Origin of the sequence: Pararhizobium sp. IMCC3301 (assembly GCF_030758315.1) — a bacterium.
Taxonomy (GTDB): domain Bacteria; phylum Pseudomonadota; class Alphaproteobacteria; order Rhizobiales.
Window position 1 is genome coordinate 1,239,081 of the sequence record NZ_CP132336.1, and the last position, 24,830, is coordinate 1,263,910.

The window sequence follows — 24,830 nt, forward strand, 5'->3', positions numbered from 1 at the left end:
TCTTCTGTCTGCCGGTAACTTGCAAGTTACCTGAGGTAGACTTGATTAATTTTACTCTGTTGTCACTTATCTGCAACTATGCGTCATATTGCCGCATTAAAACTTCGTCTGAGTCTTGCTGACAACGCCGGGACTGAGCTCCTGACGGCACTTTCTCGGTCACGGAACCTTTTCGTTTCAACATTGATGGCGTGCAGCATGTAGACTGGTAGGCAGCACATATTGCACAAACACCCGTAATCGGGTTTTGCGCTCATACAATTCAGGAATTTGACGTCAATGCCAGGCTGGAACCTCCAATGAACGACGGCTACGACCGCTATGTGTCTTTGCTCAGTCAGAGCCAGCATTTTCCCGCCGCGCGTCTGAAAGCTCTCCAGATGCGCGGTCTGAACCGCTTTCTCCAGCACGCACGCGATCATGTGCCCGCCTACCGCGAGCGATTGTCGCCACTGTTCGAAACCGGCGCTGACCCCGATTTTTCCCGATGGGAAGAGGTGCCTGTGCTGACCCGGGGGCAAGTGCAGCTTGAATCACGCGAATTGCGAGCTGCAAGCGTACCGCGACAGGCGGGTGCCGCGCAGACCAAACACACGTCTGGCTCCACCGGAACGCCACTCATTCACCACCGTAGCCGCCTTCAGCATGCGGCCAATCAGGCGGTTCTGGACCGGCTTTACAACTAGCATGATATTGACGGCAATAAAGCTCTGGCGGTGCTCGCGACAGCGTACAACAACCCGGCCCCTTACCCGCAAGGGTCTGCCGCCAGCCAATGGCGGCACGGTTGCGAAGACGGCCAGTCGTTCCAATTGGACATCATGACTGCGACCACAGACCAGCAGTTGGAATGGCTTTGCCGACAGGATGTGTCCTATCTCACCACCGCGCCCAACAATGCCCGCGCATTGATCGAAACAGCTGCAGAATCCGGAAAGGCATTGCCGCCTCTGGAGGCCATCATGCTGAGCGGCGAAGTGCTGGAAGCTGAAACCCGGGAGGTCATTGCGCAGGCGTTTGGCGGTGCAGTGATTAATTTGTATGGGGCCAGCGAATCCGGTCGACTGGCCGCAACCTGCCCGGAGCATGACGGGCTTCACCTTCATGAAGAGATCAGCTTTCTGGAAGTGGTTGACGAGCAGGGTCGCGCACTGCCGCCTGGGCAGACCGGCCGAATTCTGACCACATCGTTTTACAATTTCGCCATGCCTCTGATCCGCTACGCCCTCGGCGATTTTGGTGCGATTTCCGAAGCACCCTGTCTTTGCGGCCGCTCCAGCCGGACGCTCAAATTCGTTGCCGGTCGCCAGAGAAACCTGTTCCGGTTCATCGATGGCACAACGAAATGGCCGGATATGAAAATGAAGGATTTGCGATCAATCTACCCGTTCCGGCAGATGCAGGTGGTTCAGGACCGGATCGATCATCTAACGGTTCACATGGTAGAAAGTGTTGCCGGCTGTGACATTGATCACGACGCCTTGCAGGCGGTATTCCGAAAATCCCTGCATCCGTCGCTGAGCATCACAATCCGGCGCTGCGAAGAAATCAGCCGCTCGTCGGGGGGAAAGTTCGAAGATTTCGTATCAAAAATTTAGAGCCATACCAGAGGTTTCTGATACGGCTCCGACTATTTGACGCAAAATTCGTTGATGCAAAAATTCTATTGGCAGAATTCGCAGCCGCCGTCGCCTTCGGCTTTCGCCTCCAGGTCAAACAAATCCTCATCACCCCATTGGGTCGGATCGTCTTCGCGGTGCCTGCGCATCAGGCTTTTGTCATCGCCCAGATAGAACCGTACGCCGCCCCAGACAGCATTGTAATCATCTTCGCCGATGCGGCCTTCCGCAAACAGCGATACGCCACTGGAAAACACCGTCTGGCTCAATTGATATTCTGCGCCCAGTGCCAGCGCATTGCGCTCATTGGTGTAGCGGTGACCAACGGACAATTCCAGATTTTCGTCGATATAATAGGATATATCCGAGAAAGCGAAAAATCCGTCATCAGGCTCGACAAATGCATTTCCGGCATCCAGGAATTCCGCGCCCGCAACAGAACGCACGGTCCAGTTATTCCAGTAATATTCGCCTTCCACGCCAACCCGGGCCACATCGCCACCAATGTCTTCCCGCAAAGTGTAGGATCCATAGATGCCGAGCAGACCCAGGGATGGGTCGCGCCAGAACAGATGGCCGGCACCGCCGCCGACAAAATCTTCATCCCGCATGCCGGCCAGGCCGTCAGCCTGAAATCCGTACCGCGTGCCGATGGGAATCGACAGCGATCCGGTTACAATTCTGAACCCTTCATCTTCAAATTCGCCGCCTTGAAAGGCAATCTTGCCGTTGATACCGGAAACAGCAGGCAGGACCGTCGGAAAGATCGGCTCACCTTCCACATACAAATCTGCAGCAAGTGCCACCGAAGAAAGTGCCATGCTGCTGACCAGGGCAGTTGTGATGAGGAAAGTGTTACGTTTATGCATAGAGGACTCGCGCGTTGGAAGGAATTTGTTTTAAAACAGTATCATACGGCTTTCCGCAAAAACAACCACATCTCGCCACATTTCCGCCGAAGAAAAAATCTGTCGCCGAAATACCACAGCGGCCGATTTGCGGCACACAATCTGGCCCAAGACAATCAGGCCCAAGACCATCAGACTGGCGGTTTGAGCAAAATGGAGACGCTTTCATGGCACTGGACGATGCAACCTTGCGCAACGCTGTCCGCTTTGCGGAGATACTGCACAATACCGAAACCTATCCGGCGGCAAAAATGCAGGCCTACCAGCGTCGACTTCTGGAACGGCTGGTTCGTCACGCCAAAGCCGAAGTTCCATTTTACGCAACACGACTGGACCCGCTGTTTGGTGCCGATGACACAATTCGCTGGGAGGCATGGTCCGATATCCCCGCCTTTACCCGGTCTGACGCCCAGCAGGCAGGCAACGCGCTGTTTGCCAAAAACACCCCGGCACAGACCGGCGCTTATAGTGAAGAGACCACATCGGGTTCCACCGGCATGCCGCTGCGCACACGCCGCAGTGCCCTCATGGGCCTGATGGGTCTGTCTATCAATGAGCGGTTTTTCGATTGGCATGCAATCGATCCTGATGCGTCGATCTGTTTCATCGTTGATGAAAAACTGAGGTTTCCCTATCCGGAAGGTCAAGCGGGAGACAACTGGAACCTGAAAAATCCGGAGGCCCCGGGTTATAATTTGTCAGTTGGCGCTACCGTGGCTCAACAGGTGGAATGGCTTATGCGCAGGCAACCCGGCCTGCTCTGCACCTACCCCCGAAATGCCGAAGCCATAGTAGAAGCGTTTTTGCAGCAGGAGATGTCCATCCCGTTTCACACTGTGCTTGTTCATGGTGAAGTGCTGGAGCCCGATACCCGCCACGTCATCGAGGCGGCCGGCCTGAAACTGATCAACCGCTTTGGCAGTGTGGAAGTCGGGCCCATATCGGCGCAGTGTCCGGAAGGTCCGTGGCATCATCAATACAGCGAAGTCGCATTGATGGAGGTATTGGCTCCAGATAGCGAGAGAGTGATAGAATCAGGTCTTGGCCAGCTAGTTGTCACGCCGTTCTATAATTATGCCATGCCATTGATACGCTACCGAAACGGCGATCAGGTTGATCTGTCCGCTCTGCCTTGTCCGTGTGGCCGAACGCTCCCGAGAATCGAGCGCATCCTTGGCCGCGAACGCAACATGTTCACCTTCTCCGACGGCAGCCGGAAATGGCCGAACATGATCCGCGCAGAATACGAGCCGTTTCTGTCGGCCAAACAGTTTCAGGTGATCCAGCACACACCGACGCGCCTTGAAGTGCGCTATGTGGCTGAAGATGTTTCGCGTCCGGTTGATCTGGCCGGCTTTACCGCGCTGCTGCAGGACACCTTGCACCGTGACATTATTGTAGAGCTGACGCGGGTGAGCGAATTGTCACGGGCCGCGTCGGGAAAATTCGAAACCTGGATCAGCCACGTCGATGTCTGAGCAAGCCGGTCGCACATAACCGGCAATCCGAAGACATAAAGCAGATTGCAGTCTCTGTATTATTTTGGCTTGTCGGTGCAAGTGTTGATACCGTCATCAGACAGCCTCCTTGCGTCCGGCACACATCCCTGAAATGCGAACAGATCCTCATCAAGCATAAAATCCGGATCATCCTCGCGATGGCGCCTGATCAGGCTTTTATCTTCACCCAGATAGAATTTCACACCGCCCCAGGCCGCCTGATAATCATCCTCGCCAATGCGTCCCTCGGCAAACAGCGCTACGCCGCTGGCCAGAACCTGCTGGTCAAGCTGGTATTCAACGCCCAGTGCCAGGGCATTGCGCTCACTGGTGTAGCGATGGCCGACCGACAATTGCAGATTATCAGCCGCATAGTAGGAAATGTCGCTGAAGGCGAAGAAATTATCGTCTGAATCAAGCACGATAGTGCTGGTGTCGGCTTCAAGGAATTCCCAGCCTACCAGCGCTTTTGCGGTCCAGTTGCTCCAGTAATATTCGCCTTCCACACCAACCCGGCTGACAGAGCCGTCAAAATCGTCACGCTGGGTATAGGAGCCGTAAACCCCCAACAGGCCATAGGCCGGGTTACGCCAGAACAGATGACCGCCGCCGCCGCCAATGAATTCTTCGTCACGCATGCCAGCCATGCCATCCACCTGGAAACCGAAGCGGGTGCCGACCGGAAGTGACAGCGAAAAGGCAGCTACACCAAATTCTTCCTCATCGAACATGCCGCCTTCAAAGGCAATCTTGCCATTAATTCCGGAAACTGCCGGCAGAACGACCGGTTCAACCGGATAACCTGTCACAACGACAGGATCGGCAGCCAGTGCTGCAGTAGTCAGGCCAACGCTGCTGACGAGCGCTGTTGTCATGAGAAACAAGTTACGATTGGGCATAGACGACTCACAGGTTGGGAAAGAAATTACCTGAATCCTGTATCATACGGTTTTTTAGAAAACCAACCGCTGCGTGCCACATTTCTGCCTAAGATGAAAATAGTCGCAAAAATACCACAGATTGTATTATGGCGCAGGTCAAACTGTCGCAGGTCAGATCGATCACCGCAGGCACCCGATGCTGATCAGCCCCCTCATTGCCGCTATAGTTCCTCCAGTGCCGATCAACCATGCTTGCCGTGGGCTACCCTGTCTGCGAGCGTGATTTGTCAGCGCAGACCGGCGCAAAAGCGCTGGATACGCTGACAGGCCTCAGTCAGTGCATCCGTCGAAGTGGCATAGGAAATGCGAAATGCCGGAGAGCCGCCAAAGGCTGCACCATGCACCACCGCAACACCTTCTTCTTCCAGAAGCGCCGTGGCAAAGTCTTCGTCATTGTCGATCTTCTGTCCACCTGTACTTGTCTTGCCGATACAACCGGCACAGGAGGGATAGACGTAAAACGCGCCCTCCGGTGTGGGACAGGACAGGCCCTTGGACTGATTCAGCATTGACACCACCAGATCGCGGCGGTCCTTGAACACTGCGGCGCGTTCGGGAATAAAATCCTGAGTGCCGTTCAGGGCTTCGACAGCCGCCCATTGCGAGATCGATGTCGGATTGGAAGTCGACTGCGACTGAACCTTGCGCATCGCCGCCATCAGCTCCTGCGGACCGGCCGCATAGCCAATGCGCCAGCCGGTCATGGCATAGGCTTTTGACACCCCGTTCATGGTCAAAGTGCGATCCTTCAAAGAAGGCTCGATCTGCACCGGAGTGACGAACTCAAAATCGTCATAGACGAGATGTTCATACATATCATCCGTCAGTATCCAGACATGGGGGTGCTTCACCAGAACATCGGTCAGCTGTTTCAATTCGTCGCGCGAATAGGCTGCGCCGGTCGGGTTTGAAGGCGAGTTGAAAACCACCCATTTGGTCCGCGATGTAATCGCCCCTTCAAGCTGTTTACCGGTAATCTTGTAGTTTGTTTCCGCCTTGGCCTCGACAAAAACCGGGGTTCCGCCGGCGAGCAGCACGATGTCCGGATAGCTGACCCAATAGGGAGCCGGAATGATCACCTCATCACCGGGATTCAGGGTTGCAATCATGGCATTGTAGATGATCGGCTTGCCGCCGGGCGCGACGAAACACTGGCTCGGCTCGTAGTCGAGGCCATTTTCACGCTTGAACTTGTCGGCAATGGCCTGCTTCAGTTCCGGGATGCCATCGACAGCGGTGTATTTGGTCTCGCCGCGATTAATCGCGTCAATGGCGGCCTGTTTGATGTTATCCGGCGTATCGAAATCCGGCTCCCCTGCCCCCAGGCCAATGACATCTCGGCCGGCCGCCTTCAACTCCCGTGCCTTGTTGGTCACGGCGATTGTGGCAGATGGTTGTACACGGGATAAGGCATCGGCGATCAAGGCCATGGATTCGGCTCCAGAATTACGGGAAATCAAAACGCGGCGACAGTAGTCCCGCCACGCAAGGCGCGCAAGGCACGGCACCGTCAATTCTTCCGCCTGTTCAAGAAAATTTTCGCGGCCCTCGACGGACAGAATGTTGCGCGAAGCTTTACTTGTAGGACAGCGCCGTCGCCTTGCCGCGGAACACCGTATAGGCAAAGATTGTATAGCCCAGAATGATCGGCAGCACGAACAGGGTCCCGACCAGAATGATGCCAAGGCTCTCCGTCGCACTCGCCGCCTCATAGATCGTCAGCCTGTCCGGCACCACATAGGGATAGAACGAATAGGCCAGCCCGGCAAAGCCGGTGACCATGGTAGCGGCCGCCATTACCAGCGGCGCCCAGGCATACCGGTCGCCGGGAAACGGCATCCTGCGCAGCATCAGCCACAGACCGGCAAACAGGGCAGCGGCCAACAAAGGCAAAGGTGCGAGCAGCAGAATTTCCGGAAACGAGAACCATTTGCCGAAGATCCGCTCGCTGGCCAGCGGCGTTACCAGTGAAATCGCGCCCATGCCAAGGGCCATCAGAACCAGCAGACTCTGCGCCCAGGCCACGGCCTTCTTCTGCAGCGCCCCTTCGGTTTTGTAAATCAGCCAGGCTGCCCCCAGAAACGCATAAGTTGCGCTCAGCGCGACGGCGACCCCGGCTGCAAACAGCATCGACGTCCAGGACTGGTCGAGACCCAGCACATAAATGCCAAGCATATAGCCTTGCGACAATGTCGTGATAAGCGAGCCGCAGAAAAACGACAAATTCCACCAGCGCTTGTGCCCCGGCTTCACCTTGGCGCGGAACTCAAAGGCCACACCGCGGAAAATCAGCCCGATCAGCATCGCCGCGACCGGCAGATAAAGCGCCGTCAGAATAACGCCATGAGCCGCCGGAAAGGCCACCAGCAACAGCCCCACGGCCAGCACCAGCCAGGTTTCATTGGCATCCCAGAACGGGCCGATCGATGCGATCATCCGGTCTTTTTCGTCCGGTTCGGCAAAGACGGACAGCACGCCCACTCCAAGGTCATAGCCATCCAGCACCACATAGATCAGGATCGACAACCCCATCAGCCCGGCAAACACCACAGGCAAAATATGTGTCCAGTCTATCATGTCCATGTTGTCACTCCGCTCTCATCGCCGGATCAACCGCCGGCAGCGACCCGCCGCCTGCCAGATCTGCCTCATCCTTGCGTTCCGTTTCATCCCCCTTGCGCGCCAGATGAATGATGACGCTGATATAGGCGGTCAGCAGCAATGCGTAGACAATCAGATAGGCCGCCAGCGAGGAGGCGATCATGCCGGACCCGATCGGGCCAACCGCTTCGCGCGTCTTCAGCACCCCTGTAACAAGCCAGGGCTGGCGACCGATTTCCGTCACATACCACCCGGCCAGTGTCGCCACCCAACCGGAGAACATCATGCCCACCAGCACAAACGCCATCGGTTTCTTCAATTCGCGCCCTTTGCGCATCTGCCACGCCGCGGCCCAGGCCACCAGCAGCATCAGCATCCCGATGCCGACCATGATGCGAAAACCGAAAAACAACGGGGCCACCGGCGGATGCAGAATCTCCCCATCGGCGCTGACAAACTCATTGAGGCCGGGCACAATACCATCCGGACTGTGTTCCAGGATCACACTGGCACCTGATGGTATGCCGATTTCAAACCGGTTTTCGCGTGCGGTCTCGTCAGGCCAGGCGAACAGCAACAGCGGCGTATTGGCCCCGGTTTCCCAATTGCCTTCCATGGCCGCAACTTTCGCCGGCTGATAGTTCAGCGTATTGATGCCGTGCAGATCGCCAACCACAATCTGAACCGGGATCAGCACAGCGGCAACCGCGACACCCAGGCGCAAAGCGGTTTTCACCGCGTCTGTGCGCTGACCCAGCAACCAGCGCAGCGCCGAAACCCCGGCGATCAGGAACGCAACGGTCAGACCGGAGGCGATCAGCATATGGCTGAGCCGGTAGGGCATCGAGGGATTGAAAACGATAGCAAACCAGTCCGTTGCAAAGGCCACACCATCACGCAACTCGAAACCCTGCGGCGTTTGCATCCATGAATTCAGTGCGATAATCCAGAAAGCTGACACACTGGTTCCGACAGTGACCAGAAAAGTCGCCAGCGTATGAACACGGGCCGAGACCTTGCTGAAGCCGAACAGCATGATGCCCAGAAACACCGCTTCCAGAAAGAACGCGGTCAGCACCTCATAGGCCAGCAACGGACCGGCAATATTGCCAACACGTTCCATGTAGCCGGGCCAGTTGGTGCCGAACTGGAAGCTCATCGTAATGCCGGACACCACGCCCATGCCGAAAGACAGGGCGAACACCTTGACCCAGAAATGGTAGATATCCATCCATTTCATGTCACCGCTGCGATTGTAGCGCAGCCGCAGATACAGCAGCACCCAGCCCAGCGCGATGGTGATGGTGGGAAACAGAATGTGAAACGAGATATTGGCGGCAAACTGAATGCGCGCCAGAACAAACGGATCAAGCGCACTCATGCTGTGATGCCCCGGCAGCTGCCCATTTCACCAAAATGCAGCACAAGGGATTGCACTATCGAAGGGAGGTTCATTTAGCGCTTTCTGATATTTCCAAAATGTCTGAGTTTATATAGAGCAGGCCGCAGATCAGGGAAAGGGCAGTAACAAAAGCAGCTCCGAACAAGCAGCATCGGGCTGTTGGTTCCGGCATCGCTGCGCAGTTACCGTAGCGATCCTCAGCGCTGGAATACTTTTATGAATGCACTCAGTAAGTTGCCCGCCCGCCGGAAACGTCGAATACGCCGCCGGTGGTGAAGGAACATTCATCGCTTGCCAGCCAGCAGACCAGAGCGGCCACTTCTTCCACTGTGCCGAAACGGCCGATGGGGATCTTGGAGAGCATGAAATCAATATGTTCCTGGGTCATCTGATCAAAAATTGCAGTGCGTACAGCTGCCGGGGTGACGCAATTGACCGTCACCGGGTGTTTGGCGAGTTCCTTGCCAAGCGATTTGGTGAGGCCGATCACCGCCGCCTTCGAAGCACTGTAGGCCGACGCGTTGGGATTGCCTTCCTTGCCGGCAACCGAGGCAATATTGACGATTCGGCCGTAACCACCTTTCAGCATCTGCGGCACACAGGCGCGATTGCAGTAAAACAGGCCATGGACATTGACGTCGAAGACCGCACGCCAGGCATCAACAGGATATTCCCAGGTGTTTGTATTGGGGCCGGTTATGCCGGCGCTGCACACCAGAACATCGATGCCGCCAAGCTTTTCAGCAGTTTCAGCCGCAGCCCTTTCAACGGCGTCATTGTCGGTCAGGTCCAGAACCACGCCGTCAATTGAATCATGCGCCTTTTTCACCTTGGAGATGCTGTCAGCATCGACATCCCAGATCATCACAGATGCGCCTTCGCTGGCCAGCCGCTGGGCGACGGCAAAGCCAATTCCGGCCGCGCCCCCTGTCACCACAGCGTTGCGTCCCTCAAATCGTTTCATGGTGCTCATCATATGTCTCCGCGATTAATTGGCATCCTGTCAGCTGGCAGCAGCTGATGACCCATTATGGTCGATGAAAACGGAGAGAACCATGACCAAACGTCGCAAAACATCGGCGGAAATGCGCAATGCCCTGCAAAAACCTGTGCGTAAACCGCTGTCAACAGCCATGCCCGCTCCCCGAGCGAGACATAAGCCTGATTTTCACACCGCCGGCGATCATGAAATTCACCACGCTGTGGTGATTCCGCAAACGAACTAAGAACCCTGGCCGCCACCGCGCGGCGGCGGTGCATTCCGGCGGCGGGCTTTCCAGCCCTGCGGTTTCATCTGATTGCCCGGATGGTGTGGGTCAGGACCCCAAATCGCCTGGTAGGTGTCAACGGCATAGCCTCTGGCCTGCAGATGGAGCGATACAACGATCAGAAACACCCACCAGCCGAAAATTGTCACCCACATCCAGACAGCGCCATTGACCGACCAGAGGCCGGAAATGATTGCCACTGCAGCGACCGGCAAAACCAGATAGCCGATGGATTTGTGAACGGTTTCGAAGGCCAGACGCCATGGCGTCATATTGTAGTGATCACCGGACCGGACATCATCGGAAATGCGGTTTGCCGGACCGCCCTTGCTGCCTCGAAAATAGCCCGACAGACCTTGAAATACTCCACTCACCAGCACGGTATAGCCCAGCCACTGATGCAGACCTGCCTCGCTCTGCGCCAGCGCTGTGAGAATAATAATGGCCAGGCCGATAACTGACAGAAAGATCACAAGGCTTTGTGTCATCCAATGGGTACGCCACCAGAACGGATTGTCCAGAACACGGGGCCAGTCCTGACGTGGTGTGATTTTGAAAAACCGCGCACCCAGGATCGCGGCGGGGGCGAGAATACCCCATGCCAGCAGCATCAGGCGTGCGTGCCAGGAAATTCCGGCACTGATTAAATGTGCACGGGACGGGTCAATCGGCGAAAAAAGCCATTCCATCATCTGGGAACCAGTCTAATCAGGAAAGCCAACAGAATCGGCCACCGCCCCGGCAGGTGGTTGAGGATAATGCATTCCTCTTTGAGCGGAAAAATTCCGATCGGGACGGGCCACGTAAGGCCCCGGATCATACCCGATCAGGGCTCCCTCGCGTACCCAGCCATTCTCAACGTCAATCCCGTAGCAGCGCGATGCCAGTTCTGCCTCCAGCGTCTGCCGTATCGACTGATAGTCCGGATGCGATGCAAGATCGGTTTGCTCATCTGAATCCGTCTGCAGATCGAACAACTGAATGTAGTTTCCGGCAGGATACCAGATCAACTTATGCCGCCCGTCATGCAGCATCCGCGTGGCCGCGTTGTTTTCCAGAATCTCGCCATAGAGAAATCCGCGCTTTTCAGGCCCCACTGCCGACAGGCCATCGCAGGACACAGGGATCGCAATGCCGGCCAGATCGAGCAGGGTCGGCATGATATCCTGCAGCCCAACCAGCCTTGGATCCCTTGCACCCTTTTCCAGGCGCTGATCGCTCTCAAGCCCCATCACGATCAGCGGAATTCTTGCAGAGCCCTCATAGAACATGCGCTTGGCATACAAGCCGAAATCACCCAGCATATCACCGTGGTCGCTGGTAAACACTATGATGGTATTGTCGAGCTGACGTTCTTCGCGCAGCGTGCCCAGCACCACTCTGATCTGGTGGTCGACATGGGTACACATCGCGTAATAGGCCCGGCGCATATCAGCCAGCACAGTTTCAGGCAGATCACGCCAGTAATTTCTGACGGAACGAAGCGCGTGCGGCAAATTCCGGTCATCGCTCATCCAGTCGCAGGTCAGGGCAGGCTCCACATCGCGTCCCCGGTAGTGGTTCATATAGGCGGAAAGCGGTGTCAGGGGTGGGTGCGGCGCTTCATAAGACAGGGTCCAGAATGCCGGCCGGGTTGGATCTCTGCGTTTGATTGTGCGGCACATTTGCGCCGTCGCCCAATTGGTGCCGTGACAGTGTTCCGGCAAATGCCAGGGCCGGTGCATGTAATTATTGTTGGACATTCCGTGGCTGAATCCCTGACCGGTAAAACCGTGGTCCGAGAGATAAAGCGAGTGGTCGTCAACCGCCAGATGAGGACGGCCCTCCTCTGACAGCAGCACATCATCATAGCCGATCCGGTCGCGCTCGGGATAGACATGAAGCTTGCCGACGCAATGGGCCTGATAGCCCGCATCGCGAAAGGTCTGGGCCAGGGTCGGTAATTTCGGCATGCGTCCGGATTTCCTGAAAACCCGGTCGCCATGAGTGCGTGCGGTGGTTCCGGTATAGATCGACCGGCGCGCCGGTATACACGCCGGACTTTCCGAATAGGCTTTGGAATAGCAGACACCATTGCGTGCCAGTTGATCCAAAGTCGGTGTCTCCACCGTCGGATGCCCTTCCAGGCCAAGCCGGCTGCCGGACCATTGATCGGCCATGATCAGCAGGACATTGGGATTTTGCACAGGATCGCTCATCAAGACCTCACTTCACTGTCGCTCTGCGGCGCAGGCTTTGCGGCCTTGCGCAAAAACCGCATCAGAACCGGTGCAAACAGCAGCAGCACGCTGGCAGCGATCAGTACAATGCAGATTGGCCTGTAAAAAAACACGCCCAGATCGCCCCGCGACAACAGCAGTGCCCGGCGAAAATTTTCTTCCATCATCGGTCCCAGCACAATGCCGAGCAACATCGGTGCGGGCGAGAATTTGGCCACCGACATGGCGTAACCAATGGCAGAAAACACCACAACGATCAGCAGATCAAATGCGTTGTTGCTGACACTGTAGACGCCCACACTGACCAGCAACAACACGCCTGGATACAGATATTTATAGGGAATGGTCAGTATTCTCACCCAAATGCCGATCAGCGGAATGTTCATGATCAGCAGCATCAGATTGCCGATCCAGAAACTGGCGAGAAGACCCCAGAACATTTCGGGCCGTTCGCTGATCAGTTGCGGGCCCGGTTCAACACCGTGGATCAGCAATGCGCCCAGCATCAAAGCCATCACGGCATCACCGGGAATGCCAAGCGCCAGCGTTGGAATGAACCCTGCCTGCGCCGCTGCATTATTGGCCGCTTCGGGAGCGGTAATGCCCTCAATCGCGCCTTTGCCGAATTTGTCCCGATCGTTGGTGACGCGGGTTTCCACGCCATAAGCCACGAAAGAAGCGATTGTCGCCCCCGCGCCGGGCAGGACGCCCAGAATTGTGCCGATCGGTGCGCCGCGCAACATCGGCAATATTGTGCGCTTCATATCCGCGCGGGTCGGCATTAAATCGCGAAACGACACCGACTTTGTCACAACCCGATTATGTCCCTTGCGGCTGAGATTTGCGATCACCTCAGCTGTGCCGAATACGCCCATTGCTATGGCCACAAGGCTGAGACCGTCGCCAAGATTGATCTGACCAAATGTAAAGCGCATCGTGCCTGATGTGACATCTGTCCCGACCAGACCGATGATGAGGCCAACCACCACCATAGCTAGGCCCTTCAATTGCGAGCCGGGTGCAACTGCGGAGGCCGCGATTAGGCCGAAAACCATCAGGGCGAAATACTCCGCTGACCCGAAATCCAGCGCAAACTGTGCAATCACCGGGGTGAAAGCGGCCAGGCTGAGAATGGCGAAACAACTCCCGAAAAAGGATGCAATGGTTGTGATGAAAATTGCCGGGCCGGCACGACCCTGTTGTGCCATCGGATAACCGTCAAGACAGATCACAGCGCCGGACGGCGTCCCCGGGACATTCATCAGGATTGACGCAATTGATCCACCATATTGAGCCCCATAATAGATGCCGGACAGCATGATCAGCGCCTGGGTCGGCTCCAGATAATAAGTCACCGGCAGCAGCATGGAAATTGCAGCCATCGAGCCGATACCGGGCAGGACGCCAATCAGCATGCCCACCGTGACTCCGACAAAACAGTACGTCAGTGTTTGAATCGAAAGGATTTCGCCAAAACCCAATGCGAGATTTGAGATGATTTCCATCACAGAATTCCTGTGATGAGCTGGAAAGGTATGCCTAGAACCACGCCAAAAATCACCCAGACCGCAGCGAGCAGTACGACAAACAGCATCAGCAGGCTGCGCCAATTGTGATCAGGGTCGGAAATGCCGGATACAAAAACCAGTGCGGCTGTTGCCGCGGCCAGGCCGGCCGGCTCCAAAAGAAGAGCAAACGCCAGCATCGCCGAAAGTACAAGAACAACCGGTCGCCAGACGATGCCGGAAGCCAGTTCATCCCCGTCTTCATTGACCAATGCAATCAGCAAGCCGAACACAAGGATCAGGATTCCCAGAACCAAAGGCAGAAAGCCCGGGCCCATACGCGCCAGCGTGCCCAGATCATAGCTCAGGCTTTCGATCACCACATATAGGCCGACGACCACCAGCACCCCGCCGCTGATGCGATTCCGCGACGTCATTGCGCCGGTGTTTTCAGCAGCGGCACTCGGCTCAAGGGCACTTGGCTCAATGGAGATTGGGTCTTTGTCCATGCAGATCATCTCACCGCGCTCATCCTTGGAACACACACCCTAGATCGTTTCATGATCCGATGAAACTCGGGGTTTCGCCCGGCGCGGGTGTATGCGGAACGCCGCCCTGTGCAATGATCGCATCCATGCCGCCAAGTTCTGCCAGTCTTTTGCGCTGATCGCGCTTCGCATGTGCATCCGTCGCGTCCGGGTCAACCAGCCGTGCCAGAGCAGACTGGAATTCAGCCACGATCCCGGCATGGCTTGCATCGCTCGCCAGATTTGAAATCTCTTCTGGATCTTCCTCCAGATCAAAAAGCTCCACACCGTAATCGGTGTAAAAGACAAATTTGTAACGGCCTTTTCGCAACATCATCAGCCCGGTCGGTGCGCAAGACCCATGATATTCGCAGAACACCTGGCGGGTATTGTCATAAGGTGCTGCGGCAATATCAAACAGCGAAGTGCCGGGCAGTTCCTGATCCTCACCAGACGCTTCAACACCAACAGCGTCCAGCACGGTTGGAAAGACATCCACAAGCGAGACCGGAGTGTCGCATATAGTTCCGGCCGGGATGCCGGAGCCGACCAGTATCATCGGCACATTGGCGGATTCTTCATGCATCGTCGATTTGCCCCACAGCCCCCGCGCACCCATATTATCGCCGTGATCGGCCAGAAACAGAATCCTGGTATGGTCAGCCTGCCCGCTCTGATCCAGCGCTTCGATCACCTGGCCGACATTTTCGTCAGCAAAACTGCACAGAGCGAAATAATGCAGCAACGCCTGGCGCCGGTGATCGTCATTTTCAAAATAATCATCGAAATTATAGCCGCTGCGGAATTTCCGCCACCAGCCTGCAAGCGGGCCATCCATATCCAGTGACTTGCCCAACAATTGGATGTCCGCATCGCGATACAGATCCAGATATTTCTGCGGCACCGTCAGCGGGAAATGCGGCGCGATGAAAGACGTGAACAGCACCCATGGTTTGCTGCCCTGATGGTCTGCTTTGTTGCGAAACCAGTCTTGTGTCAAAGTTGTAATTTTCCGGTCATATATGGTGTATCCGCTGTCACCTGCCCGGATCTCTGCCGCCAAAGTGCCGCTTTGCGGCCGCTCTGGCGGGTTTTCCCTTTCCAGCCCGAATATATCGCCGCCGCCAAAGACATGCATCGGCAGGATTTGTTCATCGATACCGGTCGGCAGATTTTCATCTTCGAAATGCAGTTTGCCAATCGTCGTGAAGCGGTGGCCGTTTTCCTGGAGACGGTGCCCCCAGCTTTTGACCCGTCCGTCATAGGCAAACACATTATCCCAGTATCCGGTCTTATGAGGATATTGTCCGGTTGCCATCGCTGCGCGTGCCGGAATGCAGATCGGCGAGGTTGCGTAAGCGTTGGTAAATGTCACGCCACGGGAAGCCAGAAGGTCGATATTGGGCGTCTTGACAGTCGGGTGCCCGAAGCACCCGACTGCCTTTGCCGCCATTTCATCGACCATGATAATCAGAAAATTCTCAGGCTTCATGGCGAACCGCTTACTTTCCGAGTTCGATCTGATTGGTCTCGATCACATTTTTCCACCGTGCAATTTCACTGATCCCGAACGCATCCTGAATTTCCGGCGTATTCGGGTTCGGAGACGCACCGACACTGAGGAACTTCTCAGCTGTGTCGGGCAATGCGATTGCATCATTCAGAGCTTTGGACAATTTTCCGATCACATCTGCAGGCGTTCCGGCGGGGACATAAAGCGCATGCCAGTTGTCGACATCGTATCCTTCAAAGCCCAGCTCCTGAAAGGTCGGAACATCCGGCGCTGCCGCCGATCGCTTCGGTGTTGAAATGCCCAGCGCAGTCAGGGCACCGTTTTTCACATGCGGCAGAGCTGGCGGAATTCCGGCAAAGAACAGCTGCACCTCATTGGCAATAACGGCCTTGGTTGCCGCGCCGCCTCCCTTATAGGGAACGATCGTCATCTTAATTCCTGCGGATTTTGCGAAGTCCTCAGTCGCCAGATGTTGAATCGTGCCGATTCCCGGCGTGGAATAGAAAATGTCGCCCTGCTTTGCCCGCTCGATAAAGGCCGCCATATCCTTTGTGCCAAGGTCATTATTGACGACAAACAGCAGCGGCACGGATGCCACCATTCCAACGGCCTGGAAATCATCGGCAAAACTGTAGGTGAGATCATCTCTGACGGATGGAGAAATCGAGTGCACTGCCGTCATCATCATCAACGTGTAGCCATCCGGCTCAGCCCGCGCCACTGAACTTGCGCCAATGCTCCCTGCCGCGCCGGGCCGGTTTTCTACAACAACCGGCTGGCCCAGAGATTCACTCATTCTGTTTGCGACGATACGGGCAATAGTGTCCGGTGCCGAGCCCGGTGTCGAACCGACTACCAGGGTGACCGGTTTGTCCGGAAATCCTGCTGCCCAGGCCTGCGAAATTGTAGTCATCATGCCCAGAGCAAGCATCAGAGCCCAGACGGATCTGATAGAAATCTGGAATTTGGTATGTTTCATCACGTGTCCTCCCTTGTTATAGCAAAAACATCTCAGCCACAGTTTGAAGAATGGCTGGAAGATCCAGTTTGCATGCAATTACCATATATGGCATACCAAAACTGTATTCAGAGTACAACCCTGAATTTGCGCACTGGTCTGCCTCATTGTTCCATGCCAAAAAGATTGATGAAACCAATCAGGAGGTGTCGTGAAGCTCCCGCATCAGCTAAAAGTCGACAAAGGGGATACCATGGCAAACGTCCTTCGCAGGAAGATTGCCGATGAGATTCTGGCGAACGCCATCAAGCCCGGCACCCGTCTGGATGAGCGTCGGCTGGCAGAACAATATGGCGTGTCGCGCACACCGGTCCGTGAGGCTTTGAAACAGCTGATTTCAGCCGGCCTTGTCTCCAACAAGCCCCATGCCGGGACCATTGTTCAGGAAATTGACAGGCAACGGCTGGGCTCGCTTTGCGAGGCTTCAATCGAGTTGGAAACTCTTTGCGCGCGCATAGCAGCCAGTCGCATCACAGCTGTCGAACTGGGGCGCCTGAACAAAATTCATGAGGCTTGCGAGGCCAGTCATATTGCGCAGGACCCGGACGCTTATGCTCTGGAAAATCGCAAGTTCCATGGCGCGATTATCGCAGCCACTCACAATCCCGATCTCCAGGATTCTGTCGAGTTCTGCAGAGTCCGAATTGCACCTTTCCAGAGAGTTCCATTCAAATCCGCCGACCGCCGAGCAGCTTCACAAGTAGAGCACCGGCAGATCATTGAGGCCCTGGAAAACCGCAAGCCTGAAGTGGCAGCGGAAAAAATGAGGCTGCATCTGTCTGCTGCAGCGGTCGCCATCGATGAGCAATTGATGGAAGACGACCTGCAAATCAGTGGTTGAGTCCGGTCTTCCCACATAAGGAATATTTCGGCCCCTGACACCTGCGACTGGCTGTCCAAAACAGGAAAGCCCGCCGACTGGATCGGAGGGCTTTGAAAGGTGGAGCATCAGCTCTGATCAGTTCTGGTCAGCTCTGGTCAGCTCTGGTCAGCTCTGGCATGTCGCGATTATTATTATTGTTCTTGGCGGCTTGGTCCGTCTGATTGCTCAACTGCGTATTCAGTTTTGGTGCTCAGATCCCGCCGCCCGGCCCAAGAGCAAACTCTAGGGGCGAACAATGTGAGGGCGGCGAGATCCTTGCCGCAACAAGCGTGCTGTTGCGCTGTTCCGGCTTATTTGCCGGACAGATCCAAGGCCAGGCCGGTAAAGCCGGGGGTCATGGCATCTGGCGAGCTGTCATTGGCCGGGTTGTAAACACCGGCACTGGCAGCAGACGCGCCAAGAACGATTGAACTGAGGATCAGGATAGGTGCTGCGATCTTTGAGAATGTCATTGTTTTATTCCTTGTTTTTGGTCGACATTTAATCTGGTTTGAACCGGGTGCCGCTGGCTTCATCAGCTTTGGGAGGAGAGCTGGTGAGAGCCGCCGGCATCCGGTTCGGGGACGGGATCAGCTGTTCCGGCTTATTTGCCGGACAGGTCCAGAGCCAGGCCGGTAAAGCCGGGTGTCATGGCATCTGGCGAGCTGTCATTGGCCGGGTTGTAAACACCGGCACTGGCAGCAGACGCGCCAAGAACGATTGAACTGAGGATCAGGATAGGTGCTGCGATCTTTGAGAATGTCATTGTTTTATTCCTTGTTTTTGGTCGACATTTAATCTGGTTTGAACCGGGTGCCGCTGGCTTCATCAGCTTTGGGAGGAGAGCTTTGGGAGGAGAGCTGGCGAGAGCCATCGGCATCCGGTTCGGGGAAGGGATCAGCTGATCCGCTTATTTGCCGGACAGGTCCAGGGCCAGGCCGGTAAAGCCGGGGGTCATGGCATCTGGTGAGCTGTCATTGGCCGGGTTGTAAACACCGGCACTGGCAGCAGAAGCGCCAAGAACGATAGAGCTGAGGATCAAGATAGGAGCTGCGATTTTACGAAAAGTCATTTTCTTATTCCTTGTTATTGGTTTTCGTTATTTTGGTTTGTTGCGAGTGGTGAATGCCTCTCGATGACGATGATTTAGGGCGCTGTATTTGCAATTTAAACAGGGACAATCCGTTCGCTCAGACTGAACATTCACAGCGCCGTGAGAGCGCTCCGACACAATGGCGGACTTCTGCGGATGCCGATTTCCCAGCTCACGGAAATGCCAATCAGCCTCACCATTGTGTGTAGTCCCGTGATAAAACCGTGTCTGGAAATAGCGGCGGGAAACTCTGCGAATTCCTGAAATGGAGCAAAATGACAGGGCCGCGAAACTAATCTCGCTGCCCTGCCCGGCTGTAAAATGCCTGTCGGGCTACTCCGCTGGCTCCATATGGATCTTGCCCGGTGCAAGGGCCGCCCTCTCCGCCTGCCCCACGCCATTGCGTGCCGCTGTATAAACGAACAGCGCCATTGCCAGCACCGCCAGAACTGACCCGCCTTTGGCTAGGCTCTCGCCGCTGCCGCTGATCGCCATGGCAATTCCGGGGACCAAGATCACCACTGCCGCAACAGTGAGAGCAAAGTGGATTTTTGCCAGCCTGGAAGCTGCGGCCTGCGGCGTCAGGGCATAATAGGTGCCGAACACCGACATCGCCACAAAGCCGATCAGATTGAGATGGCCATGGGCCGGCGACAATGTATGGTTCTGTGTGGCTGACATCTGGATTCCCCATGCCATGCCGATAAGGGCAAAACTGGCACCAGTGACGAAAAACCAGGTTGCGATATTCTTCATCAGATCTCTCCTCAAATCCTGTTTTCTAGTGCGCAGCCAGAGGCGGTCCGGTAAAGCTGAGATTGAATCGCGACGCGCTTTCATCGATGGCCGCCATATCTTGCGGTATGCGGAATTGACCTGCGGTCATTTTCCGCAAAAAATCCCTCAAAACCACCCGGTGTCAGAATCACCAGATGGCGCGATGGCGTATTGCTGACGATGCGAAATGTGTAAGATTTGCCGCGTGGCACAAAGGCTGCGGCACCGGGCCGCAGATAAAATATCGCCTTCGATCCAGAATTCAGCATCGCCTGTGAGCGTCACAAAGGTCTCGTCAGCGTCATGATGAATATGCCGGGGTGGGCCTGAATTGGGCGGTGCAACGCTATCGATCACCGACAGGCTTCCGTCGCTCTGGGCCGCACTGAGCAGGGTTGTATAATGGGTGCCGAGCCATTCAACAGCATCAGCACCAAGCAGTGAATCCGTCATCGCATCCTCCATAGATCGGACAAAACAGGTAAACCAAGGCGCTTTGGTTCGGAATAAGTATGGATTAAAGCTCCGAATATAAAAAATCGTATATCTGTATGAAAGGTATTCGTGTGGTGAATATAAAATCCTTCGACATGAATCTGCTGCGCGTCCTCGATGCTCAGTTGCACGAAGGGTCCACGGTCAGGGCCGGCGCACGGATCGGGCTGACGCAACCAGCTGTGTCTGCCGCTCTGGTTCAGCTTCGGCTGGCGCAGCGCAATGACTTGTTCATTCGCCACAGCCAGGGCCTGGAGCCGACCGACCAACCCGGCACATGTGACAGGAGCAGCTTAATTTATGCCCGAACCCCTCCAGCATTTGGCGAGTAGTCCAATTTGCGAATAAACCACATGACATAAGTTAAAATGGAAACCAGAGATTGCATTCCATCAAATAACTTCTGCGTTGTTGTCTAAATTTTTACGCCTGTATCGACAATATCTGCAGCAGTTACATTCAGACAATGGGAGCACCTTGCTCAAAATGCGTTTGCCATTCTTAGTTGCCGGAATTGTTTCATCCCTGATAGTCAGCGCCAGCGGTATGGCTCATGCGGAAACCTTGCGTATAGGTGGAACAGGTGTCGCGCTGGGCGGTATGATTCTGCTTGGCTCTGCCTTTGAAAAACAACATCCGGGCACAATGGTGGAGGTGCTTCCCAGCCTTGGAAGTTCGGGAGGCATCAAAGCCTTGCTCGCCGGCGCCGTTGATCTGTCGGTTGCATCGCGCGAGTTGAAAGAGGCCGAACAAGAAAAGGGGGCTCAGGCAAGACTTTACGCCACAACGCCGCTCGCTGTTGTCACGTCGTTGGACACAGATGCGGATGCGGTGACAACGCAACAACTCGCACAGATGTACTCGGGGGAAATGACTCATTGGCCATCCGGTCAGCCAGTACGATTGGTGCTGCGTCCTGTTTCCGAAACAGACACACAAATTTTGAGCAGCCTGTCTGATGCGGTGTCGCAAGCAATCGTAGCAGCGCATGAAAGAGCGGGCTTGTTGAAAGCCACAAACGATCAGGAAAACGCGGAAACACTCGAACGACTGGAAGGCTCCATCGGCGCCGTAGCTTTGGGCCAGATTGCGACCGAGAACAGACGCCTGAAGGTTCTGATCCTCAATGGCGTCCTGCCAGAAGCTGGTGGTGTTGCCCCTCAGGACGCGACGTTCAGCAAGAGCCTGTACATCGTGAAAACGCAGAACCCGTCAAACATGGCTTCCCAATTTTTCGAATTTATTTTTTCCGAAGAAGCGCAATCCGTCCTGGCCGCCACCGACCATACGCCGGCGCGGTGACCCGTAGATGAAACACCCAACACCGAAGATAACATCGCCGATAGCGCCGGGAGTGGTTCGATTTTCCACGTTGATGGCACTGTCAATTGCAATATTCATCGCGATTTTTCCACCTCTGCTGCACTATTACTACGGTGCAAAAATTGAAAAAGGCCATACCGAAACGGAATCGCAATTGCATGCCAGAAACCTGTCACAGATCATCGGGCGCAACCCGACAATGTGGGAGTTTGAAACCCTTCGCATCAATGAATTGATCGCTGTTAACAAGCTGCCACAAAAAATAGAAGTCAGGAACGCTGACGCTGAAACAGTCACTCAGACAGGTCCCGATAATCTCCGCGCACCGCTTGTATCGACCAGTCAACCGCTGCATGATGCCGGGCGCGAAGTTGGCACACTCATTGTTACGCACAGTGTTTTTGATGTGGCAAAAACTTCAGTGTTGCTGCTGTTGGCGACGTCGATTGTCGCCTTTGGGGCATTTTTCTTCCTGCGGACATTTCCGTTGACCCTTCTCAGGCGTGCAAGCGAACGCGCATCGTTTCTTGCAAGCCACGATCCTCTGACCAATTTGCCCAACCGGTCGCTTTTTAACGAGTGGCTTCTGCATTCCATTGAAGATGTTGGTCGCCAAAAAACCGCTCTTGCTGTTCTTTGCATCGATCTGGATAAATTTAAGGAGGTCAATGATATTCTCGGTCACGCCGCTGGCGATGAGTTATTGCAACAAGCCACAGAGCGAATGACATCTTCTTTGCGTAGCAATGATGTTCTTGCACGTATCGGCGGCGATGAATTTGCAATTATCCAGAAGCACGTCGACCAGCCCGCTGGATCATTAATCCTTGCCGAACGGTTGATCGCAGCAGTCTCCGAACCGTTCGATTTGGAAGGCAATGAAATCATCATTGGTGCCAGCGTCGGCATATCGATACGGACCCAAAGCGACGAAATCGACGGGCAAGCGATGTTGCGCCAGGCAGATATGGCCTTGTACGGAGCCAAAAGGGAAAGGCGAGGTACTTATCGATATTTTCAGGAAGAGATGAATCAAGCTCTGGTCGCTCGTAGAGAGATTGAGACAGGCCTGAGGACGGCAATCCAGAAAAATGAACTCGAACTGTTTTACCAGCCGCAGATAGATCTGGCGACGAATTCGATCAAAAGCGTGGAGGCGCTGCTGAGATGGAACCGCACCACCGGCGGACCGATCACTCCCGACGAATTCATCCCGATAGCAGAAGAGTGTGGTCTTATTATCCCCATCGGCGACTGGGTCATACGTCAAGCGTGCCGTCAGGCCAAGGAATGGCCCGAATTGACCTTCGCGGTGAATGTGTCTCCTGTTCAATTCCGGCAGGGTAATTTGGTTGACACGGTCCGAAACGCGCTTGAGGTTGAGGGTATTGACCCTGCCCGTTTGGAAATTGAAATCACCGAAGGGGTTCTGTTGAGCCACACCGATGAAGCCATATCGGTGCTCTCAGATTTGCAGGCAATGGGCGTGAAGATTGCGATGGATGATTTTGGCACCGGATATTCAAGCCTCAGCTACCTGCGTCGTTTTCCCTTCGACAAGATCAAGATCGACCGATCATTCACAAAAGATTTGGGATCGTCTCTCGAGGCTGACAGCATTATTGAAGCGATCATCGCAATTGGAGCCTCAATGGGAATGACCTCCAATGCCGAAGGTGTGGAAACCATCGAACAAGCGAACTTCTTGCGAAATCATGGCTGCAAGGAAGTCCAGGGTTTCTACTTCAGCAAACCACTGCCCTCGGCGTCTATTTCCGAACTATTAGCCGACCGGGAATGGAACAAATTCGAAGGCGGGAACTCAATAGGGTTCCATTCGCAAGGCGTCAGACGAGCCTAGCAGGTTTCATTGCGCATTCCGCACTGGTGTTGTCCAATTTCAGAAAGCCATTGTCGAGACAAGCCCGGGTCTTTGGCATCCAGCTCAGCGCATGACGGATGGCTTTAGCCGACAGCGACTTGTCGGCGATTTTGGGCAGCTGCGCGTGCAGCCATGTTTCCAGATCATCAAAGATCAGTTGGGCATTTTTCTGGCGTAGTGAGACCCGTGGCACAAGGGAACACCCCCGCGTTCCTTTCTCAATACCGTAAACCTTTGCAATCCGCCGGCGATGGCCAGACAATTCAGCCCGCTCCGGATGTACGCTTGGAAAATAGGCATGCCCCGCTGCCAACCAAATGCGCGCTTTGGATCGGAATAAGTATGGATTAAAGCTACGAATATAAAAAATCGTATATCTGGATGAGAGGTATTCGTGTGGTGAATATAAAATCCTTCGACATGAATCTGTTGCGCGTCCTCGATGCTCTGTTGCACGAAGGGTCCACGGTCAGGGCCGGCGCACGGATCGGCCTGTCGCAACCAGCTGTGTCTGCCGCTTTGGGACGGCTTCGGCTGGCACTGCGCGATGAGTTATTCATCCGCCGCGGACAGGGACTGGAGCCAACCGACTATGCCCGCACGCTGGCCATCCCGCTGCGCGAGGCGCTCGACCGGATCGAATATCTGCTATCGGGTCCAGAAGCGTTCGACCCCGCCCTATCCACAGATACGTTCAAACTGTCGGGCAGTGACTTTTTTGCCGAAATGCTGATGCCCAAACTTGCCGATCAACTGTCGAAACGAGCGCCGGGCATTCGGGTGCAACTGGTTGATCTGGTGCCCGACAATTATGTTGAAACACTGGAGCACTATGAGGTCGACATCGCCCTTATACCTGCCACGCCATTCCCCGACTGGGTGGCGCACCAGCCGGTGTTTTCGTCCAACTTTTCTGTCGTTGCACGCAGCGCCAATCCGCGCATTGCCCGCGCTGGGCTGGCGCCGGGGGATGTGGTGCCGATCGATCTTTTCTGCGATCTTGGTCATGTGCTGTTCTCGCCTGAAGGCAAATTGACAGCACTCGGAGATCAGGCCCTTGCCCGGGTTGGCCGCACCCGGCAGGTGAAGATGACCATGCCGGTATTTTCAGGCGTCTACCGCGCCGTCAGCGAATCCGACCTGATCGCTCTCATCCCCGAACAGCTGGCGAGTTACATTGCTCCAAAGGCGGGGTTGCAGATTTACCGGCCGCCAATGCCGATTGATCCGCCTCTGATTCACATGATCTGGCACAAACGCTCGACAGCCAACCCGGCCCATAAATGGCTGCGCGAGCTGATCGCGGAAACCCTGTTGCCGCTTAATGAGGGCCATAGCCCTTTGCCTGAATGATCGTTTCGACAGGACGGCAATCGCA

General features: G+C 55.2%; 27 protein-coding genes. 9 read left to right on the forward strand and 18 right to left on the reverse strand.

All coding sequences use genetic code 11. The features are described from left to right. The first annotated feature begins 299 nt into the window (after positions 1-299). Complete coding sequence (locus RAL88_RS05925) at positions 300-686, forward strand: hypothetical protein (RefSeq protein WP_306267954.1); 387 nt, start codon at positions 300-302, stop codon at positions 684-686. 135 nt (positions 687-821) lie between these two features. Continuing rightward, entirely contained in the window at positions 822-1,598 is a 777-nt protein-coding gene (locus tag RAL88_RS05930; protein WP_306267956.1) for a phenylacetate--CoA ligase family protein, read from the forward strand. A 65-nt stretch (positions 1,599-1,663) separates the two neighbouring features. On the opposite strand, the gene RAL88_RS05935 is transcribed toward RAL88_RS05930, so the two are convergent. After that, a complete protein-coding gene (locus RAL88_RS05935; protein ID WP_306267958.1) occupies positions 1,664-2,440 on the reverse strand; it encodes a hypothetical protein in 777 nt (258 codons plus the stop codon). A gap of 254 nt (positions 2,441-2,694) precedes the next feature. On the opposite strand from RAL88_RS05935, the gene RAL88_RS05940 reads away from it, so the two are divergent. Further along, positions 2,695-4,005, forward strand: a complete 1,311-nt coding sequence (locus tag RAL88_RS05940) for a phenylacetate--CoA ligase family protein (protein WP_306267959.1) — start codon at positions 2,695-2,697, stop codon at positions 4,003-4,005. Positions 4,006-4,064: 59 nt separating this feature from the next. Here RAL88_RS05940 and RAL88_RS05945 read toward each other — a convergent pair whose 3' ends face one another. The 5 genes from RAL88_RS05945 to RAL88_RS05965 form a co-directional block, all read right to left on the reverse strand. Continuing rightward, complete coding sequence (locus RAL88_RS05945) at positions 4,065-4,925, reverse strand: hypothetical protein (protein WP_306267961.1); 861 nt, start codon at positions 4,923-4,925, stop codon at positions 4,065-4,067. Positions 4,926-5,194: 269 nt separating this feature from the next. Next, complete coding sequence (locus RAL88_RS05950) at positions 5,195-6,397, reverse strand: pyridoxal phosphate-dependent aminotransferase (RefSeq protein WP_306267962.1); 1,203 nt, start codon at positions 6,395-6,397, stop codon at positions 5,195-5,197. 145 nt (positions 6,398-6,542) lie between these two features. Next, on the reverse strand, positions 6,543-7,550 hold the full coding sequence (locus RAL88_RS05955; RefSeq protein WP_306267963.1) for a cytochrome d ubiquinol oxidase subunit II: 1,008 nt from the start codon (positions 7,548-7,550) through the stop codon (positions 6,543-6,545). Between the two features lie 4 nt (positions 7,551-7,554). After that, a complete protein-coding gene (locus tag RAL88_RS05960) occupies positions 7,555-8,949 on the reverse strand; it encodes a cytochrome ubiquinol oxidase subunit I (protein WP_306267964.1) in 1,395 nt (464 codons plus the stop codon). A gap of 247 nt (positions 8,950-9,196) precedes the next feature. After that, complete coding sequence (locus RAL88_RS05965; protein WP_306267966.1) at positions 9,197-9,943, reverse strand: SDR family NAD(P)-dependent oxidoreductase; 747 nt, start codon at positions 9,941-9,943, stop codon at positions 9,197-9,199. 82 nt (positions 9,944-10,025) lie between these two features. Between RAL88_RS05965 and RAL88_RS05970 the strand changes: the two genes are divergently transcribed. Next, a complete protein-coding gene (locus RAL88_RS05970; protein WP_306267968.1) occupies positions 10,026-10,196 on the forward strand; it encodes a hypothetical protein in 171 nt (56 codons plus the stop codon). Here RAL88_RS05970 and RAL88_RS05975 read toward each other — a convergent pair. From RAL88_RS05975 to RAL88_RS06000, 6 genes are read right to left on the reverse strand one after another with little or no spacing between them, the layout of a single operon-like run. Continuing rightward, positions 10,193-10,927, reverse strand: a complete 735-nt coding sequence (locus RAL88_RS05975) for a cytochrome b561 domain-containing protein (RefSeq protein ID WP_306267970.1) — start codon at positions 10,925-10,927, stop codon at positions 10,193-10,195. The genes RAL88_RS05970 and RAL88_RS05975 overlap by 4 nt on opposite strands. Positions 10,928-10,942: 15 nt before the next feature. Next, positions 10,943-12,436, reverse strand: a complete 1,494-nt coding sequence (locus RAL88_RS05980) for a sulfatase-like hydrolase/transferase (RefSeq protein ID WP_306267972.1) — start codon at positions 12,434-12,436, stop codon at positions 10,943-10,945. Further along, a complete protein-coding gene (locus RAL88_RS05985) occupies positions 12,436-13,962 on the reverse strand; it encodes a tripartite tricarboxylate transporter permease (RefSeq protein WP_306267973.1) in 1,527 nt (508 codons plus the stop codon). Before RAL88_RS05985 ends, RAL88_RS05980 begins: the two co-directional genes overlap by 1 nt. Next, positions 13,962-14,471 (reverse strand): tripartite tricarboxylate transporter TctB family protein, encoded by a 510-nt coding sequence (locus tag RAL88_RS05990; protein WP_306267975.1) that lies wholly within the window; start codon positions 14,469-14,471, stop codon positions 13,962-13,964. The genes RAL88_RS05985 and RAL88_RS05990 overlap by 1 nt, the downstream gene beginning before the upstream one ends. A 49-nt stretch (positions 14,472-14,520) precedes the next feature. Beyond that, a complete protein-coding gene (locus RAL88_RS05995) occupies positions 14,521-15,981 on the reverse strand; it encodes a sulfatase-like hydrolase/transferase (RefSeq protein WP_306267976.1) in 1,461 nt (486 codons plus the stop codon). 10 nt (positions 15,982-15,991) lie between these two features. Continuing rightward, a complete protein-coding gene (locus tag RAL88_RS06000; RefSeq protein ID WP_306267978.1) occupies positions 15,992-16,981 on the reverse strand; it encodes a tripartite tricarboxylate transporter substrate binding protein in 990 nt (329 codons plus the stop codon). Between the two features lie 232 nt (positions 16,982-17,213). On the opposite strand from RAL88_RS06000, the gene RAL88_RS06005 reads away from it, so the two are divergent. Further along, positions 17,214-17,861 (forward strand): GntR family transcriptional regulator, encoded by a 648-nt coding sequence (locus tag RAL88_RS06005; protein ID WP_306267980.1) that lies wholly within the window; start codon positions 17,214-17,216, stop codon positions 17,859-17,861. 332 nt (positions 17,862-18,193) lie between these two features. Here RAL88_RS06005 and RAL88_RS06010 read toward each other — a convergent pair whose 3' ends face one another. The 5 genes from RAL88_RS06010 to RAL88_RS06030 all read right to left on the reverse strand — a co-directional run bounded on the left by RAL88_RS06010 (position 18,194) and on the right by RAL88_RS06030 (position 20,205). After that, positions 18,194-18,355 carry a hypothetical protein gene (locus RAL88_RS06010; RefSeq protein ID WP_306267982.1) on the reverse strand — a complete coding sequence of 54 codons (162 nt, stop codon included), beginning with the start codon at positions 18,353-18,355 and terminating at the stop codon, positions 18,194-18,196. A gap of 131 nt (positions 18,356-18,486) precedes the next feature. Continuing rightward, the gene (locus tag RAL88_RS06015) at positions 18,487-18,648 is read right to left on the reverse strand and encodes a hypothetical protein (RefSeq protein WP_306267982.1); all 162 of its coding nucleotides are present in this window, start codon (positions 18,646-18,648) and stop codon (positions 18,487-18,489) included. Between the two features lie 144 nt (positions 18,649-18,792). Continuing rightward, positions 18,793-18,954: a hypothetical protein gene (locus RAL88_RS06020; RefSeq protein ID WP_306267984.1), complete on the reverse strand. Its 162-nt coding sequence runs from the start codon at positions 18,952-18,954 to the stop codon at positions 18,793-18,795. Positions 18,955-19,308: 354 nt separating this feature from the next. Further along, a complete protein-coding gene (locus tag RAL88_RS06025; RefSeq protein ID WP_306267986.1) occupies positions 19,309-19,731 on the reverse strand; it encodes a hypothetical protein in 423 nt (140 codons plus the stop codon). 147 nt (positions 19,732-19,878) lie between these two features. Then, positions 19,879-20,205, reverse strand: coding sequence for a hypothetical protein (locus tag RAL88_RS06030; RefSeq protein WP_306267988.1), 327 nt, complete (start codon positions 20,203-20,205; stop codon positions 19,879-19,881). A gap of 116 nt (positions 20,206-20,321) precedes the next feature. Between RAL88_RS06030 and RAL88_RS06035 the strand changes: the two genes are divergently transcribed. From RAL88_RS06035 to RAL88_RS06045, 3 genes are all read left to right on the forward strand, one after another. After that, on the forward strand, positions 20,322-20,579 hold the full coding sequence (locus RAL88_RS06035) for a LysR family transcriptional regulator (RefSeq protein WP_306267989.1): 258 nt from the start codon (positions 20,322-20,324) through the stop codon (positions 20,577-20,579). 76 nt (positions 20,580-20,655) lie between these two features. Then, the gene (locus RAL88_RS06040; protein ID WP_306267991.1) at positions 20,656-21,549 is read left to right on the forward strand and encodes a PstS family phosphate ABC transporter substrate-binding protein; all 894 of its coding nucleotides are present in this window, start codon (positions 20,656-20,658) and stop codon (positions 21,547-21,549) included. A 7-nt stretch (positions 21,550-21,556) separates the two neighbouring features. Continuing rightward, positions 21,557-23,431 carry a bifunctional diguanylate cyclase/phosphodiesterase gene (locus RAL88_RS06045; protein WP_306267992.1) on the forward strand — a complete coding sequence of 625 codons (1,875 nt, stop codon included), beginning with the start codon at positions 21,557-21,559 and terminating at the stop codon, positions 23,429-23,431. Here the strand turns inward: RAL88_RS06045 and RAL88_RS06050 are convergent. Then, on the reverse strand, positions 23,418-23,645 hold the full coding sequence (locus RAL88_RS06050; protein ID WP_306267993.1) for a transposase: 228 nt from the start codon (positions 23,643-23,645) through the stop codon (positions 23,418-23,420). The genes RAL88_RS06045 and RAL88_RS06050 overlap by 14 nt on opposite strands. Before the next feature lie 206 nt (positions 23,646-23,851). Here RAL88_RS06050 and RAL88_RS06055 point away from each other — a divergent pair, with 206 nt between their 5' ends. Further along, on the forward strand, positions 23,852-24,805 hold the full coding sequence (locus tag RAL88_RS06055) for a LysR family transcriptional regulator (RefSeq protein WP_306267994.1): 954 nt from the start codon (positions 23,852-23,854) through the stop codon (positions 24,803-24,805). Positions 24,806-24,830 lie beyond the last annotated feature (25 nt).

Bases quoted from the DNA above. Each gene is read 5' to 3' on its own strand.
- RAL88_RS06020 (WP_306267984.1), bottom strand. From the start codon at position 18,954: ATGACTTTTCGTAAAATCGCAGCTCCTATCTTGATCCTCAGCTCTATC.
- RAL88_RS05980 (WP_306267972.1), bottom strand. From the start codon at position 12,436: ATGAGCGATCCTGTGCAAAATCCCAATGTCCTGCTGATCATGGCCGAT.
- RAL88_RS06000 (WP_306267978.1), bottom strand. From the start codon at position 16,981: ATGAAACATACCAAATTCCAGATTTCTATCAGATCCGTCTGGGCTCTG.
- RAL88_RS05975 (WP_306267970.1), bottom strand. From the start codon at position 10,927: ATGGAATGGCTTTTTTCGCCGATTGACCCGTCCCGTGCACATTTAATC.
- RAL88_RS05985 (WP_306267973.1), bottom strand. From the start codon at position 13,962: ATGGAAATCATCTCAAATCTCGCATTGGGTTTTGGCGAAATCCTTTCG.
- RAL88_RS06045 (WP_306267992.1), top strand. From the start codon at position 21,557: ATGAAACACCCAACACCGAAGATAACATCGCCGATAGCGCCGGGAGTG.
- RAL88_RS06005 (WP_306267980.1), top strand. From the start codon at position 17,214: ATGGCAAACGTCCTTCGCAGGAAGATTGCCGATGAGATTCTGGCGAAC.
- RAL88_RS05990 (WP_306267975.1), bottom strand. From the start codon at position 14,471: ATGGACAAAGACCCAATCTCCATTGAGCCAAGTGCCCTTGAGCCGAGT.
- RAL88_RS06015 (WP_306267982.1), bottom strand. From the start codon at position 18,648: ATGACATTCTCAAAGATCGCAGCACCTATCCTGATCCTCAGTTCAATC.
- RAL88_RS06025 (WP_306267986.1), bottom strand. From the start codon at position 19,731: ATGAAGAATATCGCAACCTGGTTTTTCGTCACTGGTGCCAGTTTTGCC.
- RAL88_RS05940 (WP_306267959.1), top strand. From the start codon at position 2,695: ATGGCACTGGACGATGCAACCTTGCGCAACGCTGTCCGCTTTGCGGAG.
- RAL88_RS05960 (WP_306267964.1), bottom strand. From the start codon at position 8,949: ATGAGTGCGCTTGATCCGTTTGTTCTGGCGCGCATTCAGTTTGCCGCC.
- RAL88_RS05970 (WP_306267968.1), top strand. From the start codon at position 10,026: ATGACCAAACGTCGCAAAACATCGGCGGAAATGCGCAATGCCCTGCAA.
- RAL88_RS05945 (WP_306267961.1), bottom strand. From the start codon at position 4,925: ATGCCCAATCGTAACTTGTTTCTCATGACAACAGCGCTCGTCAGCAGC.
- RAL88_RS06030 (WP_306267988.1), bottom strand. From the start codon at position 20,205: ATGACGGATTCACTGCTTGGTGCTGATGCTGTTGAATGGCTCGGCACC.
- RAL88_RS05950 (WP_306267962.1), bottom strand. From the start codon at position 6,397: ATGGCCTTGATCGCCGATGCCTTATCCCGTGTACAACCATCTGCCACA.
- RAL88_RS05965 (WP_306267966.1), bottom strand. From the start codon at position 9,943: ATGAGCACCATGAAACGATTTGAGGGACGCAACGCTGTGGTGACAGGG.
- RAL88_RS05925 (WP_306267954.1), top strand. From the start codon at position 300: ATGAACGACGGCTACGACCGCTATGTGTCTTTGCTCAGTCAGAGCCAG.
- RAL88_RS05935 (WP_306267958.1), bottom strand. From the start codon at position 2,440: ATGGCACTTTCTTCGGTGGCACTTGCTGCAGATTTGTATGTGGAAGGT.
- RAL88_RS05930 (WP_306267956.1), top strand. From the start codon at position 822: ATGACTGCGACCACAGACCAGCAGTTGGAATGGCTTTGCCGACAGGAT.
- RAL88_RS06010 (WP_306267982.1), bottom strand. From the start codon at position 18,355: ATGACATTCTCAAAGATCGCAGCACCTATCCTGATCCTCAGTTCAATC.
- RAL88_RS05995 (WP_306267976.1), bottom strand. From the start codon at position 15,981: ATGAAGCCTGAGAATTTTCTGATTATCATGGTCGATGAAATGGCGGCA.
- RAL88_RS05955 (WP_306267963.1), bottom strand. From the start codon at position 7,550: ATGGACATGATAGACTGGACACATATTTTGCCTGTGGTGTTTGCCGGG.